This is a genomic window from Mesorhizobium sp. WSM3859 (genome assembly GCF_002295065.1).
Classification (GTDB): Bacteria; Pseudomonadota; Alphaproteobacteria; order Rhizobiales; family Rhizobiaceae; genus Mesorhizobium.
Map to the genome: position 1 here is coordinate 316,895 of NZ_NSGG01000002.1, position 14,987 is coordinate 331,881.

The window sequence follows — 14,987 nt, forward strand, 5'->3', positions numbered from 1 at the left end:
AACCAGACCAGTCGTGGCCAACAAATGCGGCAACGAGGCGACTGGCTCAAATCAGCGTCTTGCCAATCAACAAGATCGGGCCGGCTAACAAGATCGAGCATGTTTCGCGGCCGATTGCCAGCAACTTGCCTGGTTATCCAATGGCGGGCCGCCGAGGCTGTCGGCATTGCAGGCGAGATTGCGTGACCTCTGCCCCGAAATACTCGTGCTAGTTTCGCGCGATCAGAAGGATGCCGTGAGGTGACCGATGCCGCAGCGAAGTGCCGGGCTGCTGATCCACAGACACATAGGCGGTGTGTTCGAATTTCTGCTCGTCCATCCAGGCGGTCCGTTCTGGGCGCGCAAGGATGAAGGCGCGTGGTCGATCCCGAAGGGACTGATCGCCGACGGTGAGGATGAGCTCAAAGCCGCCAAACGGGAAGCCGAGGAGGAGCTCGGCGTCGCCATCGACGGCGACTTCCGGCCGCTCGGCAGCTATCGACAGCCGGGCGGCAAGATCGTGGTGGCGTGGAGCGTCGAGGCCGATGTCGACACAAACGCAATCAAGAGCACCATGTTCACCATGGAGTGGCCGCCGAAATCGGGAAAGATGAAGGCGTTCCCCGAAGTGGATCGGGCCGGCTGGTTTTCGTTGCCCGAAGCTGGGCTCAAGATCCTCAAGGGCCAGCGCCCCATGCTCGATGATTTCCTGGAGCGGCGCGGCGCCGAGTAGGCGCTTGCCTCTGCTATCCGGCCTCGCCGGCAATCGCCTTCACTGCCGCATGATGCCGGCGCAGCGCGGCGAGGAAGCCGGCGCGGGCATCGGGCGGCTCGAGGCCGCGCGGCTCGTAAACATGGCGGCTGAAGAAGAAGCCACTCAGCCGGAAGGCGTCCTCGAGCGCCGCCGCGTCGGCGCGCAGGCCGGAGCCGCGCTGCAGGAAGGCGGGCAGCGCCAGCATCTTGTCGTGCCAGGCCGCACCCGCGGCGCGAGACACGGCGCGGCCGGATTTCGGCGAGACATAGGCGAGGTCCTGCCTGGAGCCGGTCGCCGCGCATTGGCTGAGGTCGAGGCCGAAGCCCAGTTCGTCGAGGATGAGCAGCTCGAAGCGCGCCACCAACTCGCCCGCCGCCTCGGCATCGCTGAGATGGGCAATCATCACGGCAAGCGCCTCATAGAGGCCGCCATGGGCATCGCGCTCGGGCAGGAGCCTGAGATGCGCGGCCATGGTCTGCAGGCCGTAGACGGCGATCGCGCTGTCCATGAGCCGCGCGGCATTCATCTCGATCGCCTCGGCCTGGAAGATGCCGAGATGCTCGTCGAGCCGCGCCCGCCACAAGAGATCGACGCGGTTGCCGGGCTGCAGCACCGGCTGCTGCTTGCGCGAGCGCCCTCCCCGCACCAGGCCGAGATGGCGGCCATGGGTGCGCGTCATCACCTCGAGGATGGCGCTGGTTTCGCCATGCCTGCGAGTGCCGAGAACGATTCCCTCGTCGCGCCATTCCATGAGCGGAGCTTTTCACCTGTTGGGCGGCGAAATCAAGATTTGGTCCGGCCCATGTCGTGAGACTGCTGCCACTGCAAAATATCGGAATTTTCTCAGAAAGCGTTCGGGATTTCGCGGTCGCGCGGGCGCCAAATACAGACGCGTGACCGGATGGCCGGCGCAGACCGCCGAAATGTCGACCTCGCGGGCGGGCGACTTTTCGCAACGATGGCCCGATGCGAGATTCGACATGAGCTCCTTTCTGGATCTGGTGTGGAAACACCGGTTGGCTGTTTTCTTTTCGCTGGCGCTCGGTCTGACCTGGCTGGCGTTCATCCCATTCTATTTGTCGCAGGGCGAGAGCATTCCCTGGTTCACCTTCGGACCGGCGGTCTCCGGCTTCATCGTGGCCGCACTTGCCGGAGGCTGGAGCGCGGTCAAGGCCATCCTGGCCTCAATGGTGAAATGGCGCATCCGGCCGATCTGGTATCTGGTGGCGTTCGGCTTGCCGTTCGGGGCGCAACTCGCCTCGATCCTGATCAATCCGCTGTTCGGCTCAGCGCCGCCTGCCTGGGGCAATATCCCGGCCTTCTCCGAAATCCTGCCGATGATCGCGCTCTACGCCGTCTTCAGCGGCCCGCTCGGCGAGGAGCCCGGCTGGCGCGGCTTTGCAGCACCGCGACTGCTTGCCAAACATTCGGCGCTCGCCGCCAGTCTGATCCTCGGCACGATCTGGGCAATCTGGCATTTCCCGCTCGGCCTGATCGGCGACCTCAGCCTTTACGGGACGATCAACGTCGTCCTGGCCGGCATCGTCTTCACCTGGCTCTACCAGAACACCGGCAGCGTGCTTCTCGCCATCCTGATGCATGTCACGCACCAGAACAGCGTGCGCTTCCTCGGCAAGGTGTTCATCGACGGCGACTATGTGCAGCAACAGTGGATCGGTGTCGCGATCTGGGCGGTTATCGCGGTCGCGATCGTTACCTATTACGGCACTGAAAGCTTCGTGCGCCAGCCGGCGGCGCGGCTTGCAGTTGCCTGAACCATCACGCCCATTTCCGGTGATCCGCCAGCACCTCGTCGATCACACGGCGCTGCCCTGCGGCCTCGGCCTGGTTGGCGTCATGTCCGGCAACGGTGATCAGCGCTTTCCACAGCGTCCAGCCGCGGCCGCGCGCCCAGGTCGCGTCATCGACGTCAATGCGTTCGCGAAAGGCTTCGCGGCTGTCGCCTTCGAAAAAGGTCCAAGCGATGGCAAGGTCGCAGGATGGATCGCCGATGCCTGATGTGCCGAAATCGATGACGGCACTCAAGCTGCCGTCCTCGACGAGGAGGTTGCCCCAAGCGACGTCGCCGTGGAACCAGACCGGCGAGCCGTGCCAGGCGGCGGCAAGGGCTGCCTCCCAGACGGTGGTGGCGGCTCGCGTGTCGATGCGGCCTTCGAGCGCGGCGATGGCTTGTCGCGCCTCTCCGTCATAAACGCTAACCGGACCGCCGCGGTAGAAATTGTGCTGGCCCGGCGCAGGTCCGTCCGTCGGATCGATACGCCTCAAGGCAACGAGGAAATCGGCCAGCGCGATTGCGAAAGCCTGAAGGTCGGTGATGTGCGCAGTCTTCGCCGTCTCGCCTTCGATCCAGCGATAGACGGACCAATACCAAGGATAGAATTCCGCCGGCTCGCCCATCGCGAGCGGCGTCGGAATGGGCAGCGGCAGCAGCGGGGCGAGTTTCGGCAGCCAGCGCTGTTCCTTTTCGACCTGCAGCGCATAGGGTGCGGCGCTCGGCAGGCGCACCGCCATCTCGTCGCCGAGATGGAAGGTGCGGTTGTCCCAGCCGCCGAAGGCGACCGGGCTCACCGGCAGATGCCGCCATTCAGGGAACTGCGTGTCGACCAGCCGGCGAACGAGACCGGCATCGATGGCGACGCTAATGGGGAAACTCCAGCCCCATCTCGCGGTAGCGCTCGGGGTCGTCGCCCCAGTTCTCGCGCACCTTCACGAACAGGAAGAGGTGCACCTTCTGTTCCAGGATCTCGGCGATCTCTATCCGCGCCGCCTGGCCGATGGCGCGGATCGTCTCGCCCTTGTGGCCGAGCACGATCTTCTTCTGGCTGTCGCGCTCGACATAGATGACCTGCTCGATGCGGACCGAGCCGTCCTTCTTCTCTTCCCATTTCTCGGTTTCGATATGCGAGGAATAGGGAAGCTCCTGGTGCAGCCTGAGGTACAGCTTTTCACGCGTGATCTCGGCCGCGAGCTGGCGCATCGGCAGATCTGAGATCTGGTCCTCCGGATAGTACCAGGGGCCCAGGGGAAGCGTCTCGGCGAGATAGTCGAGCAGATCCTTGCAGCCGGAGCCAGTGAGCGCGGAGACCATGAAGGTGCGCTTGAACGGCACGCGTTCGTTCGCGGTCGCGGCCAGCGCGAGAAGCATCTCGGGCTTGACGCGGTCGACCTTGTTGAGGACGAGCAACATCGGCTGGCGGACGTCCTTCAGCCGGTCGAGGATGGCATCGGCATCGCCTTTGATGCCGCGCTCGGCGTCGATCAAAAGCACCACGACATCGGCATCCTTGGCGCCGCCCCAGGCGGTGGTCACCATGGCGGTGTCCAGCCGCCGCTTCGGCTTGAAGATGCCGGGCGTGTCGACGAAGACGATCTGCGCGTTGTCGTGCGTGGCGATGCCGCGCACGATGGCGCGGGTGGTCTGCACCTTATGCGTGACGATCGACACCTTGGCGCCGACCAGTTGGTTGACCAGCGTCGACTTGCCGGCATTGGGCGCGCCGATCAGCGCGACGAAGCCGGAGCGCGTCGCGGGAACTTCAGAGGTTTCGATTTCCATCATGCGGCGCTCCATACGCCTTCGCGCAGCAAAAGAGTAGCCGCCGCGGCCTGCTCGGCTTCGCGCTTGGAGCGGCCGCTCCCGGTCGCCGGGGCAAAGGAGCCGACCTTGACGCTGACCGTGAACAGCGGGTCGTGGTCGGGGCCCTCGCGGGCGTCGATGCGGTAGGCCGGCACGGCGCCGGCGGCGGCCTGGTGCGCCCATTCCTGCAATTCGGTCTTGGCGTCGCGCCGCGCAGCGCCGATCGCCTGCGAGCGCGGCTGCCAATAGCGGTGGATGAAGGCGCGGGCAGCCTCGAGGCCACCATCCAGGTAAAGCACGGCGATCAGCGATTCCAGCGCATCGGCGCGCAGATTGGTGCGCTTGCGCCCTTCGAGATTGCGCACATCGGAGCCGGCGCGGATCAGCTCGGGCAAGCCGATCTCCTCGGCGATGTCGGAGAGCGCCTCGGCATTGACCAGCGCGTTGAGGCGCAGCGAAAGCTCGCCCTCGGCGGCCTCGGGGAAGGTCGCGAGCAGCATGTCGGCAATGACGAGGCCGAGAACGCGGTCGCCCAGGAACTCGAAACGCTCGTAATCGACGCCGGCATGGGTCGAGCGCGCGCTGGCATGGGTCAGCGCGCGCTGCAGGCGCTGGCGATCGGCGAAAGCATGGCCGGTGCGCGGGGCAAGCGCCTCGGCAAGGGCATCGGCGGTCAAACGCTTGCTGGCCGCCATCGCTCTAGTGGACGAAATGGAACAGGCGATCGGCACGCATCAGCGACGGCCACTTCCAGATCTCGAGCGGGCTCGCCTTGCCGGCGATCGAGAAGAAGATGAGGTTGGCGCGGCCGACCAGATTTTCGGCAGGAACAAAGCCGACGGTGAAGCGGCTGTCGGAGGAATTGTCGCGGTTGTCGCCCATCATGAAGTAGTGGCCGGGCGGCACGGTCCATTCGCGGGTGTTGTCGCCGATCGAATTCGGCGTCAGGTCGAGCGTGTCGTAGCTGACACCGTTCGGCAGCGTCTCGCGATAGACGTCGACGGGCTGCGGCACTTCGGTGATGTCGGGATTTTCGATCTGGCCGGTCTTCATGCGCGGCACGCCGACGTCGTTGATGAAGAGTTGGCCGTTCTTCATCTGGATCTTGTCGCCGGGCAGGCCGATTACGCGCTTGATGTAGTCGACCGACGGGTCCGGCGGGAACTTGAACACCACCACGTCGCCGCGCTTGGGCTCCGAGCCCCAGATGCGGCCGGAAAAGATATCGGGACCGAACGGCAGCGAATAGCGCGAATAGCCGTAGGCCCATTTGGTGACGAAGAGATAGTCGCCTTCGAGCAGCGTCGGCCGCATCGAGCCGGACGGGATGGAGAAGGGCTGGAAGAGCAGCGTGCGGATGACGAGCGCGAGCAGCAGAGCCTGGATGATGACGGAAAAGGTTTCACCAAGCCCGCCGGATTTCTTCTGCGATTTTTCAGCCACGCTCATGTCGTCCTCGATTGTGCGATGTTGGTATAGAGTCTCGGCGCGCGCTGGGCAACGTCATGCCGCTCGTGGTCAGATGGAATCAATGTGGCGCTTGTTCGGCGGTCACCGCCTCGATAATCACAAAGGCTTGAGCAAGCGGGAAATCGTCGGTGATGGTGAGATGGATCAGCGCGCGGTGGCCTTTCGGCAGTATCTTCTCCAGCCTGGCGGCGGCGCCGCCGGTCAGCGCCATGGTCGGCGCGCCGCTCGGCAGGTTGATCACGCCCATGTCGCGCCAGAACACGCCCTCGGCCATGCCCGTGCCCAGCGCCTTGGCGCAGGCCTCCTTGGCGGCGAAGCGCTTGGCGTAGGAAGCCGCGCGGGCGGCCCGCTTCTCCGATTTGGCCTGCTCGACCTCGGTGTAGATGCGCTGGACGAAGCGCTGGCCGTGCCGCTCCAGCGATTTCTCGATGCGTCTGATGTCGATGAGGTCGCTGCCGATGCCGATGATCATTCCGCCGGCACTTCCCGTCCGCCCTGCCGCGATTTCTTCTCGGCGCGCTCGGCCATGCGCTTCTTGCGCTGCTCGCGGAACACGGTCATGCCCCAGCGCGTGACGCCGTAGAACACGAGTCCGAAGACAAGGCCGAGCGGCACCGCGCCGATCAGCATCGGCTCCAGAACGGGATGCCAGAGCTTGGCGAAGGAGAGCTTGTGCAGCATTTCGCCGAGATGCTCGGGCGGCCCGTGCTTGGGCAGGTGCTCATGCAGGATCAGCTTGCCGATTTCCCAGGAAGCGCCCCACAGCAGCGGGGAGGTCAGCGGATTGCCGAAAAACACGGCGCCGAGCGCCGCCGCGACCAGATTGCCGGCGATCACCCAGCAAAGCACCGCGGCAACCACGAAATGGGCGCCAAGCGGGAAGAAGGAGGCAAAAACACCAGCGGCGACACCGGCGGCAACGGAATGCGGCGTCGCCTTCAGCCGCAGGATGCGCTTGGAGAAATACTGCACGGAACGCGAGAACGAGCGGCGCGGCCATAGATAAGTACGCACCCGCTCCAGGAGGCCATCAGGCTCTCGGCGTCGAAAAAGCACTCTGTTCCAGTTCCCGGTCCAACACGCGCTGCCCCTGCCCACCGGGTCGCGCCAACACATCTTGCGCTTCGATGGCGCAGAAAGGCAACAAACTTTGATATAGGCACGGCAGGGCCGCACAACAACGAAACGCCGCCGCGATGGTCTGCCGCAGCCTGTAACAAGGCCCTCATTCTGGCGAAACTGAGGAGAACGCCGGGGCTGGCAGCTACTCCCGGTACTCGCTGACCTCGACCAGATTGTCGTCCGGATCGCGGAAATATACCGACATCATCGGGCCGCGCGCGCCGGTGCGTTCGACCGGGCCGACTTCGATCGCCACGCCATTGGCCGCGAGGCTGGCTTGGACTTCGGCAAGCGGCACCGCCGCGACGAGGCAGAAATCGCCGGAACCCGGCGTCGGCGCCTTTGCCTTGGGCTCGAACGTGCGGCCGACCTCATGCAGGTTGATCTTCTGCGAGCCAAACAGAAGGGCGGTCGGCCGGTTCGGCTCATCGAGCCGCTTCATGCCAAGTACGCGCTGGTAGAAGTCGCAGGTCGCTTCGACCGAGCGAACCGTCAGCACGAAATGGTCGATGCCGGCGATCATTGTAGAGGCCTCAGATGTTGCGGCTTCCTGGCTTAACCGCCGGAATGGCGGCGAGTTCCGGCGGCAGGCGGTCGGCGGAATAGGCCGGCACCTCATATTCGGCAAGCGCGATAAGCGGCACGCCGACATCGGTCTTGCCGGCCGAGCGGTCGATGATGCAGGCGGCCGCGACGACCTCGGCGCCGATCTCGCGCAGGCAGTCGATGGTTTCGCGGATCGACAGGCCTGTGGTGACGATGTCCTCGACGATGACGACACGCGAGCCCTTGGCGATCTCGAAGCGGCGCAGCCTGAATTCGCCCCCTTCCCGCTCGACCCAGATCGCCGGCGCACCGAGGTGGCGCGAGGTTTCATAGGCCGGGATCAGGCCGCCGACGGCCGGGCCGACGACGTAATCGATCCTCCCGGGCACCGCCTTACGGATCTTCTCGGCCAGCGCCTTACACAGCCGCTCGGTCTTATCGGCATGCATGAAGACCCGCGCCTTCTGCAGGAAGACCGGGCTGCGCAGGCCGGACGTCAGGATGAAATGACCTTCAAGAACGGCGCCGGCCTCACGGAAAATGCCCAGCACTTCGTCGGTGTTCATTGTTGCTCCATGCCGTTGGTAGGTAGTGAGTGGTCAGTAGTGAGTAGTGCGTATCTTCCATTCACTACTCACTACTCACTACTGATTATTCACTATTCATCCATTCACGCGCCGCGCATCGCTGACGCTCGAATTGTCCTTGAGCTGCGACAGCAGCCGGTTGAGATGCTTCAGGTCCCAGACCTCAAGATCGATCAGCATCTCGGTGAAATCGGGCGCCGTGCGTATCATCGACAGCGTGTGGATGTTGGCGTCGTTGGACGCCACCACCTGGGCGATGTCGGCCAACGAACCCGGCGCATTGATGGCGGTGACCGAGATGCGCGCCGGAAAACGTTCCTTGGTGCGTTCGTCGATGTCCCAGCGCACATCGATCCAACGCTCGGGCTGGTCGTCGAAGGCCTGCAGCGCCGGCGACTGGATCGGATAGATGGTGATGCCGGTTCCGGGCTGGATGATGCCGACGATGCGGTCGCCGGGCACCGCGCCTTCGGGCGCGAAGCGCACCGGCAGGTCGCCGCGCACGCCGCGGATCGGCACGGCACCGTCGCGCGGCTGGTCCTTGTCCTTGCGCGCGGCCCGAGTGCCGGGCATCTGGAACAGCATGCCGGCGGCGTTGCGGATCTTCGACCAGCCCTCCTCGCGCTGCTTGGGCGCCGCGACGGTGACGCGTTCGTCCTTATAGTCGGGGAAGACCGCTTTCATGACGTCGGTGGAACTCAGTTCGCCGCGGCCGACCGAGGCCAGCACGTCCTCGATATCCTTGCGCGCCAGACGGTGCAGAACCGGCTTCAGGCTCTCCTTGGTGAAGGTCTTGCCGGCGCGCTCGAAGGCGCGCTCCAGGATGCGGGCGCCGAGGCCGGAATATTGCTTGCGGATCGCGTTCTTGGTGGCGCGGCGGATGGCGGCGCGCGCCTTGCCGGTGACCACGACCGATTCCCAGGCGGCGGGCGGCACCTGCGCCTTGGAGCGGATGATCTCGACCTCGTCGCCGTTCTTCAGCTCCGTCATCAGCGGCATGATGCGGCCATTGACCTTGGCGCCGACGCAGGTATCGCCGACATCGGTGTGCACGGCATAGGCAAAGTCGATCGGTGTGGCGCCGCGCGGCAGCGCGATCAGCATGCCTTTTGGCGTGAAGCAGAAGACCTGGTCCTGGAACAGCTCCAGCTTGGTGTTCTCGAGGAAGTCCTCCGGATTGTCGCCTTCGGCCAGCTGCTCGATGGTGCGCCTGAGCCAGGCATAAGCGTTGGTCTCCTTGGAGATCGCATGGCCGGCGCCGTTCATCTTGCCGCCACTGTCCTTGTAGATCGAATGGGCGGCGACGCCGTATTCGGCGATCTTGTTCATCTCCTTTGTGCGGATCTGCAGTTCGACGCGCTGGCGCGACGGGCCGACGATGGTGGTGTGGATCGAGCGGTAGTCGTTCTGCTTGGGCGTCGAGATGTAGTCCTTGAAGCGGCCCGGCACCATCGACCAGGTGGTGTGGATGGCGCCAAGCGCGCGGTAGCAGTCGTCGACCGAATCGACGACGACACGGAAGCCGAAGATGTCGGAGAGCTGTTCGAAGGAGAGCGCCTTGGCCTCCATCTTGCGGAACACCGACCACGGCTTCTTCTGCCGGCTCTTCACGCTCGCCTTGATGGCGTGCTTCTCGAACAGGCCCGACAGCGCCGTCTCGATCTCCTGCAGGACGCCCTTGTTGCGCTCGAAAATCTCGGCAAGCCTCGCGGTAACGGCGCGATAGGCCTCCGGATTGATGTAGCGGAAGGCGATTTCCTCCAGCTCCTCGCGCATGCCCTGCATGCCCATGCGCCCGGCCAGCGGCGCATAGATGTCCATCGTCTCCTCGGCGATGCGCAGGCGCTTGGACTCGGGCATATGGTCGAGCGTGCGCATGTTGTGCAGGCGGTCGGCGAGCTTGACCAGGAGAACGCGGATATCCTCGGAGATCGCGAGCAGCAGCTTGCGCAGGTTCTCCGCCTGCTCGGCCTTCTTGGAAACGAGATCGAGCTTCTTCAGCTTGGTGAGACCCTCGACCAGCTTGCCCATCTCCGGTCCGAAGAGCTCGTCGATCTCGGCCCTGGTCGCGGTCGTATCCTCGATCGTGTCATGCAAGAGCGCAACGGCGATGGTCGCCTCGTCCATGTGCATGTCGGTGAGGATGGCGGCGACTTCCAGCGGATGCGAGAAATAGGGGTCGCCCGAGGCGCGCTTCTGGTGGCCATGCTTCTGCATGGCGTAGACATAGGCCTTGTTGAGCAGCGCCTCGTTGACGTCAGGCTTGTAGCGCTGGACGCGCTCGACAAGCTCATACTGACGCATCATGGGCGGGATCTCGCGGTGCTGAAATGATTGATGCGCCGCACCAAGGTGCGACGCATCCCATAGATAGCCACGAAACCTGCGAGACGGAAGTGCCGGATGCTTGATCCAGGCAAGTTCCGGAATGCTTAGTAATCGTCGCTCTTTTCCGGCGGTACCAGGCCTTCGATGCCGGCGAGCAGGTCTTCCTCGCTCATGCGGTCGAAAGCGATGTTCTCCTCGGCGTCATCGGCGTCGGCTGCGACAGCGGTCGCGCCGGTCTGGTCGGTGATCGCCTCGCCCTCGGCCTCCGGCTCATCGACCTCGACATGCTTCTGCAGCGAGTGGATCAGGTCTTCCTTGAGGTCGTCGGGAGAGAGCGTCTCGTCGGCGATCTCGCGCAGCGCGATGACCGGGTTCTTGTCATTGTCGCGCGGAACGGTGATCTGCGCGCCCTGGCTGATCTGGCGGGCGCGATGGCCGGCGAGCAGCACGAGTTCAAAACGGTTGTCGACCTTGTCGATGCAATCTTCAACGGTTACGCGGGCCATGGACTGCCCCTTTCATGCGATGGATTTGATGGAAAGCTGGCGCGCTCCATAACGCGGGCGCGGCCGAAATACAAGCTTTATGGCAGCGTGGTCGGCTTTACCGGCCTTTGCGCGGCCCATCGCCGGACCGTACCATGATGTACTTCACATAGTCGCGATCACAATTGCTTGCAATGCGAGGCCTGCCCTTGGATATCCATAAATTGCGCGTTATCTCGGATGTGACGGGTGGCAAGCGCATTTGTGGGACCTGCCCGTCGACGCTTTTAAGACGACAGAAATTTTTGAAAGGGATGTTTTTCAATGTTCGATCCCCGTGAAAAGATCGCTCTTTTCATCGACGGCGCCAATCTCTACGCCACCTCGCGCGCGCTGGGCTTCGACATCGACTACCGCAAGCTTCTGTCGAGTTTCCAGAAGCGCGGCTATCTGCTGCGCGCCTATTATTACACCGCGCTGGTCGAGGATCAGGAATATTCCTCGATCCGGCCGCTGATCGACTGGCTCGACTATAACGGCTTCAAGGTGGTGACCAAGCCCGCCAAGGAATTCACCGACTCGACCGGACGCCGCAAGATCAAGGGCAACATGGACATCGAGCTGACAGTCGATGCGCTGGAGCTTGCCGATGTCGTCGACCACTATGTGATCTTCTCCGGCGACGGCGATTTCCGCACGCTGGTCGAAGCGTTGCAGCGGCGCGGTCGCAAAGTGTCCATCATCTCGACCATGGCTTCGCAGCCGCCGATGATTTCCGACGATTTGCGCCGCCAGGCCGACCATTTCATCGATCTGATGACGCTGAAGAGCGAAGTCGGCCGCGACCCGTCCGAACGGCCGGTGCGCCGGCCCGAACCCGCCGAAGTCGACGAGGACGATTATTGACGGGCGGCGGCCTTGACCGCCGCGCCCTCCCCCGAACCCAGCCGTGACTGCCCGCTTTGCCCGCGGCTGCATGATTTCATCGCAGCCTGGCGCGAGCGCGAGCCGGGCTGGTTCAACGCGCCGGTGCCGACCTTCCTGCCGCCGGAGGGTGAAGATTCAGTCCGCCTGCTGATTGTCGGGCTGGCGCCTGGCTTGCGCGGCGCAAACCGGACTGGCCGCCCCTTCACCGGCGACTTTGCCGGCGACCTGCTCTACGGCACGATGATCGCGCATGGCCTGGCGCGGGGCGAATTCAAAGCGCGGCCGAATGACGGGCTAGAACTTGTCGGCACGGCGATCACCAATGCGGTGCGCTGCGTGCCGCCGGAGAACAAGCCGGTGGGCGCCGAGATCGCCACCTGCCGGACTTTTCTGAAACCCACCATCGCGCGCTTCCCCAACCTGCGCGCCATTCTGACGCTGGGCTCGATCGCGCACCAGTCGACGGTGCGGGCGCTGGGCGAGCGCGTCGCGGCCATTCCGTTCCGCCATGGCGGAAGGCAGGAGGCCGGCGGCATCGCGCTGTTTTCCAGCTATCACTGCTCGCGCTACAACACCAATACGGGCGTGCTGACGGAAGAGATGTTCGTCAGCGTGTTCAGGGAGATTGCCGCGTTCCTGAAGAACTAGATTCAAGCCTTTGCAGGTCGGAGGTCCTCATACCGGCAGCAGCGCATCCGGCTTCACGTCGCCGATCGAGGCGTAAGTGTGCGTCTCCTTCACGCCGGGCAGCGGCAGGATGACCCGGGTGAGGAAATCCTGGTAGGCGGCCATCTCCGCGATGCGCGCCTTCACCAGATAGTCGAAGCCGCCGACAACCATGTGGCACTCGAGAACCTCGGGCGCCTTGGTTACGGCTTCGGCGAAGCGCTCGAAAATATGGGGCGCCGTATGGTCGAGACGCACCTCGATGAAGACGAGCGTGCCACGCCCGATCTTTGCCGGATTGAGCACGGCCCTGACCGCGGTGATGTAGCCTTCCCGAAACAGCCGCTTAACGCGCAGGCTGGTGCCGGTCGGCGACAAGCCGACATGCGCCGCCAGATCGAGCGTGGTACGGCGTCCATCCTCCTGCAGCAACCGCAGGAGATTGCGGTCGATCGCGTCGAGATCACCGGCTTCCGGATTCACTTTAAAACTGCCCCTTTGATGTGAATTCCACTGCCATTTCTCAAAACGAGTGTATTTCAACGCACAAGCCTGAACAATAGCCTGCGCTTTGACGCGGCTGTGGAAATGGTCTTCACCTCCGGTGACCTAAGGGTGGCAAGTCGTGGCGGACGCACGGGACACAGGAAATACGAGACTGGCGATTGTCGCCGGACTCACCATGATCGGCATCTACGCTATCCAATTCGTCGCCGCCCGCTTCAGCCTCAGGGAACATCTGACGGCGGCGGACCTCGCCGCCTTGCGATTTGGCGGCGCCGGGGTGGTCTTTCTGCCGATCGTCTGGCGCGGCGGCTTCGCAAGCATAAGGGCGCTTGGCTGGCGACGAGCCCTGGCCTTGGCGGCGCTGGCCGGATTGCCTTATCCGCTGATCATCAATTGGGGCCTGACCTATGCCCCTGCCGCCCATGCGGCGGCGCTCTGTCCAGCCTCGATCGTCTTCTTTTCGTTCCTGCTGTCGCGCATCGTCTTCCATGACGGCGCTTCGCAGCAACGGACCATCGGTGTCCTCGCGATCATCGCCGGCCTGTTCCTCTTCATCGCGCCGGCGCGTGACGGAGCTGGCAGCGTTTTGTTCGGCGATATGCTTTTCATCGGATCGGGGCTGATGTTCTCGACCTATGCCGTTCTTGTCAGGCGCTGGCATGCCGATCCCGTCACGGCGACGGCCGCTGTGGTGCTCCTGTCCTGCCTGCCGCTGCCGGCTCTTTGTCTCTTGGCGCCGAGCCGTATCCATGCCGCGGCGGCCACGGAGATCATCGCTCAGATAGCGATCCAGGGGATTCTGGCCGGCGCGGCCGCCATGTTCCTTTATACTTACATCGTCCGGCAACTGGGGCCGCAGACGGCATCGCTGTTCCTGCCCGGCATACCGATCGCCACCGCGGTTGTCGGCATGGCCGTACTCGGCGAAACGCCGATAACGATCCAGTTCGCAGCCATAGCCATCATGGCCGCCGGGATGGGCTTGTCGGCGATCGGAGGACGTATTGCCAGCAAACGTCTTACTGCACCGGCGACGGGAGGATCGTGAGCCTTCAGCGGTACGGCAAACACTTCAAGGGCCTGCAGTTCAAGGCGTCGGCGCGAACAGCTCGGCCAGCGTCTCGCGGCTGCCCTTCAGGACGTTCAGATCGACATCGCCTTCGATGCCGTCGACGCGGCCCATATTGTGATACTGCCAATAGATCCAGTCCCTCTCGCTCGGCCTGATCGCCAATGAACGCAGCCAGCGCTGGCGCGCGATGATGGTTGCGGAATAGGCGTCGGCCGCCTCATCGGTGAGATAGAAGATCGCCTGCTTGCCGAACGCCGTCTCGACCGGGCCGAGGAAAGCGGCAAGCTCGGTGTTCAACCGCTCGGGCGACGGCCGTTGCGGGCAGTTGCCGCCGAACTCGATGTCGACCACCGGCGGCAAAAGCGGCTCGCCGCGCGGCACCACGGCAATGAAATTCTTCGCCTGGTCGGCCCCCGGCCGACAGAAGGTGAAGAAGTGATAGGCGCCGACCGCCAGGCCGGCCGCGCGGGCTTCGCGTAGATTCGTGGCGAACAGGGTGTCGACATGCGTGCCGCCTTCAGTCGCCTTGATGATGGCGAAGGCGACATCGTCGGCCGCGACGCGCCGCCAGTCGATCTTTCCTTGGTGGTGCGAGACGTCGATGCCGCGGATCGGGAACTCCGCGCGATCTGGGGAAAAGCCACGGAACCAGAAATAGGCGCCGGCCGCGACGGCACAGACGACAACCACGCCTAAAAGGCTCCAGAATACGATCCGCTTCCCCAAAAATGGCCCCCTGTCGGAAGGTGCGTTCGCGCCGGAACAGAGGAGCGCCCGGTGGCTTTTTTCAGGCGCGTTGGTGCAGGCAACGATGAAAAGCCTAGAACGCTTCACACCGGGGATTGGCTGAAGCCTTCAAACCTCGTCATTCCAGGGCGGAGCAGCCGCGAAGCGGCGTCGCGGAGACCCTGGAATCCATTCCGTGACCCTGGTCGAAGAGTGCAGC

18 protein-coding genes are annotated in these 14,987 nt (G+C 64.0%); 5 read left to right on the forward strand and 13 right to left on the reverse strand.

Features of this window, described 5'->3' with window-relative positions; all coding sequences use genetic code 11:
- The first annotated feature begins 247 nt into the window (after positions 1 to 247).
- Positions 248 to 712 (forward strand): NUDIX domain-containing protein, encoded by a 465-nt coding sequence (locus CK230_RS05370; RefSeq protein WP_095816143.1) that lies wholly within the window; start codon positions 248 to 250, stop codon positions 710 to 712.
- 13 nt (positions 713 to 725) lie between these two features.
- Here the strand turns inward: CK230_RS05370 and recO are convergent, their stop codons facing one another.
- Positions 726 to 1,484, reverse strand: coding sequence for a DNA repair protein RecO (recO, locus tag CK230_RS05375; RefSeq protein WP_095816144.1), 759 nt, complete (start codon positions 1,482 to 1,484; stop codon positions 726 to 728).
- Positions 1,485 to 1,713: 229 nt separating this feature from the next.
- Here recO and CK230_RS05380 point away from each other — a divergent pair, with 229 nt between their 5' ends.
- Positions 1,714 to 2,508 (forward strand): type II CAAX endopeptidase family protein, encoded by a 795-nt coding sequence (locus CK230_RS05380; RefSeq protein WP_095816439.1) that lies wholly within the window; start codon positions 1,714 to 1,716, stop codon positions 2,506 to 2,508.
- 4 nt (positions 2,509 to 2,512) lie between these two features.
- On the opposite strand, the gene CK230_RS05385 is transcribed toward CK230_RS05380, so the two are convergent.
- The 10 genes from CK230_RS05385 to rpoZ all read right to left on the reverse strand — a co-directional run bounded on the left by CK230_RS05385 (position 2,513) and on the right by rpoZ (position 10,890).
- Positions 2,513 to 3,322, reverse strand: a complete 810-nt coding sequence (locus CK230_RS05385; protein WP_245429831.1) for an aminoglycoside phosphotransferase family protein — start codon at positions 3,320 to 3,322, stop codon at positions 2,513 to 2,515.
- A 70-nt stretch (positions 3,323 to 3,392) separates the two neighbouring features.
- Positions 3,393 to 4,325: a GTPase Era gene (era, locus tag CK230_RS05390; protein ID WP_095816146.1), complete on the reverse strand. Its 933-nt coding sequence runs from the start codon at positions 4,323 to 4,325 to the stop codon at positions 3,393 to 3,395.
- A complete protein-coding gene (rnc, locus tag CK230_RS05395) occupies positions 4,310 to 5,026 on the reverse strand; it encodes a ribonuclease III (RefSeq protein WP_095816147.1) in 717 nt (238 codons plus the stop codon). The genes era and rnc overlap by 16 nt, the downstream gene beginning before the upstream one ends.
- A 4-nt stretch (positions 5,027 to 5,030) precedes the next feature.
- On the reverse strand, positions 5,031 to 5,780 hold the full coding sequence (gene lepB, locus CK230_RS05400; RefSeq protein WP_095816148.1) for a signal peptidase I: 750 nt from the start codon (positions 5,778 to 5,780) through the stop codon (positions 5,031 to 5,033).
- Between the two features lie 79 nt (positions 5,781 to 5,859).
- Positions 5,860 to 6,273 carry a holo-ACP synthase gene (acpS, locus tag CK230_RS05405; protein WP_095816149.1) on the reverse strand — a complete coding sequence of 138 codons (414 nt, stop codon included), beginning with the start codon at positions 6,271 to 6,273 and terminating at the stop codon, positions 5,860 to 5,862.
- On the reverse strand, positions 6,270 to 6,857 hold the full coding sequence (locus CK230_RS05410) for a DUF2062 domain-containing protein (protein ID WP_095816150.1): 588 nt from the start codon (positions 6,855 to 6,857) through the stop codon (positions 6,270 to 6,272). Before CK230_RS05410 ends, acpS begins: the two co-directional genes overlap by 4 nt.
- A 208-nt stretch (positions 6,858 to 7,065) precedes the next feature.
- On the reverse strand, positions 7,066 to 7,446 hold the full coding sequence (locus tag CK230_RS05415) for a VOC family protein (protein ID WP_095816151.1): 381 nt from the start codon (positions 7,444 to 7,446) through the stop codon (positions 7,066 to 7,068).
- A gap of 10 nt (positions 7,447 to 7,456) precedes the next feature.
- Positions 7,457 to 8,035, reverse strand: a complete 579-nt coding sequence (gene pyrE, locus CK230_RS05420) for an orotate phosphoribosyltransferase (protein WP_095816152.1) — start codon at positions 8,033 to 8,035, stop codon at positions 7,457 to 7,459.
- Positions 8,036 to 8,131: 96 nt separating this feature from the next.
- Complete coding sequence (locus tag CK230_RS05425; RefSeq protein WP_095816153.1) at positions 8,132 to 10,363, reverse strand: bifunctional (p)ppGpp synthetase/guanosine-3',5'-bis(diphosphate) 3'-pyrophosphohydrolase; 2,232 nt, start codon at positions 10,361 to 10,363, stop codon at positions 8,132 to 8,134.
- Positions 10,364 to 10,488: 125 nt separating this feature from the next.
- The gene (gene rpoZ, locus CK230_RS05430; RefSeq protein WP_042637845.1) at positions 10,489 to 10,890 is read right to left on the reverse strand and encodes a DNA-directed RNA polymerase subunit omega; all 402 of its coding nucleotides are present in this window, start codon (positions 10,888 to 10,890) and stop codon (positions 10,489 to 10,491) included.
- Between the two features lie 303 nt (positions 10,891 to 11,193).
- On the opposite strand from rpoZ, the gene CK230_RS05435 reads away from it, so the two are divergent.
- Together CK230_RS05435 and CK230_RS05440 are read left to right on the forward strand one after the other, a co-directional pair.
- Positions 11,194 to 11,775, forward strand: a complete 582-nt coding sequence (locus CK230_RS05435) for an NYN domain-containing protein (protein WP_040984251.1) — start codon at positions 11,194 to 11,196, stop codon at positions 11,773 to 11,775.
- 12 nt (positions 11,776 to 11,787) lie between these two features.
- The gene (locus CK230_RS05440; protein ID WP_095816154.1) at positions 11,788 to 12,444 is read left to right on the forward strand and encodes a uracil-DNA glycosylase; all 657 of its coding nucleotides are present in this window, start codon (positions 11,788 to 11,790) and stop codon (positions 12,442 to 12,444) included.
- Between the two features lie 27 nt (positions 12,445 to 12,471).
- Here the strand turns inward: CK230_RS05440 and CK230_RS05445 are convergent, their stop codons facing one another.
- On the reverse strand, positions 12,472 to 12,945 hold the full coding sequence (locus tag CK230_RS05445; protein WP_095816155.1) for an Lrp/AsnC ligand binding domain-containing protein: 474 nt from the start codon (positions 12,943 to 12,945) through the stop codon (positions 12,472 to 12,474).
- Between the two features lie 142 nt (positions 12,946 to 13,087).
- Between CK230_RS05445 and CK230_RS05450 the strand changes: the two genes are divergently transcribed.
- Entirely contained in the window at positions 13,088 to 14,017 is a 930-nt protein-coding gene (locus tag CK230_RS05450; RefSeq protein WP_095816156.1) for a DMT family transporter, read from the forward strand.
- A gap of 39 nt (positions 14,018 to 14,056) precedes the next feature.
- Here CK230_RS05450 and CK230_RS05455 read toward each other — a convergent pair whose 3' ends face one another.
- Positions 14,057 to 14,767 carry a GH25 family lysozyme gene (locus CK230_RS05455; RefSeq protein WP_095816157.1) on the reverse strand — a complete coding sequence of 237 codons (711 nt, stop codon included), beginning with the start codon at positions 14,765 to 14,767 and terminating at the stop codon, positions 14,057 to 14,059.
- Positions 14,768 to 14,987 lie beyond the last annotated feature (220 nt).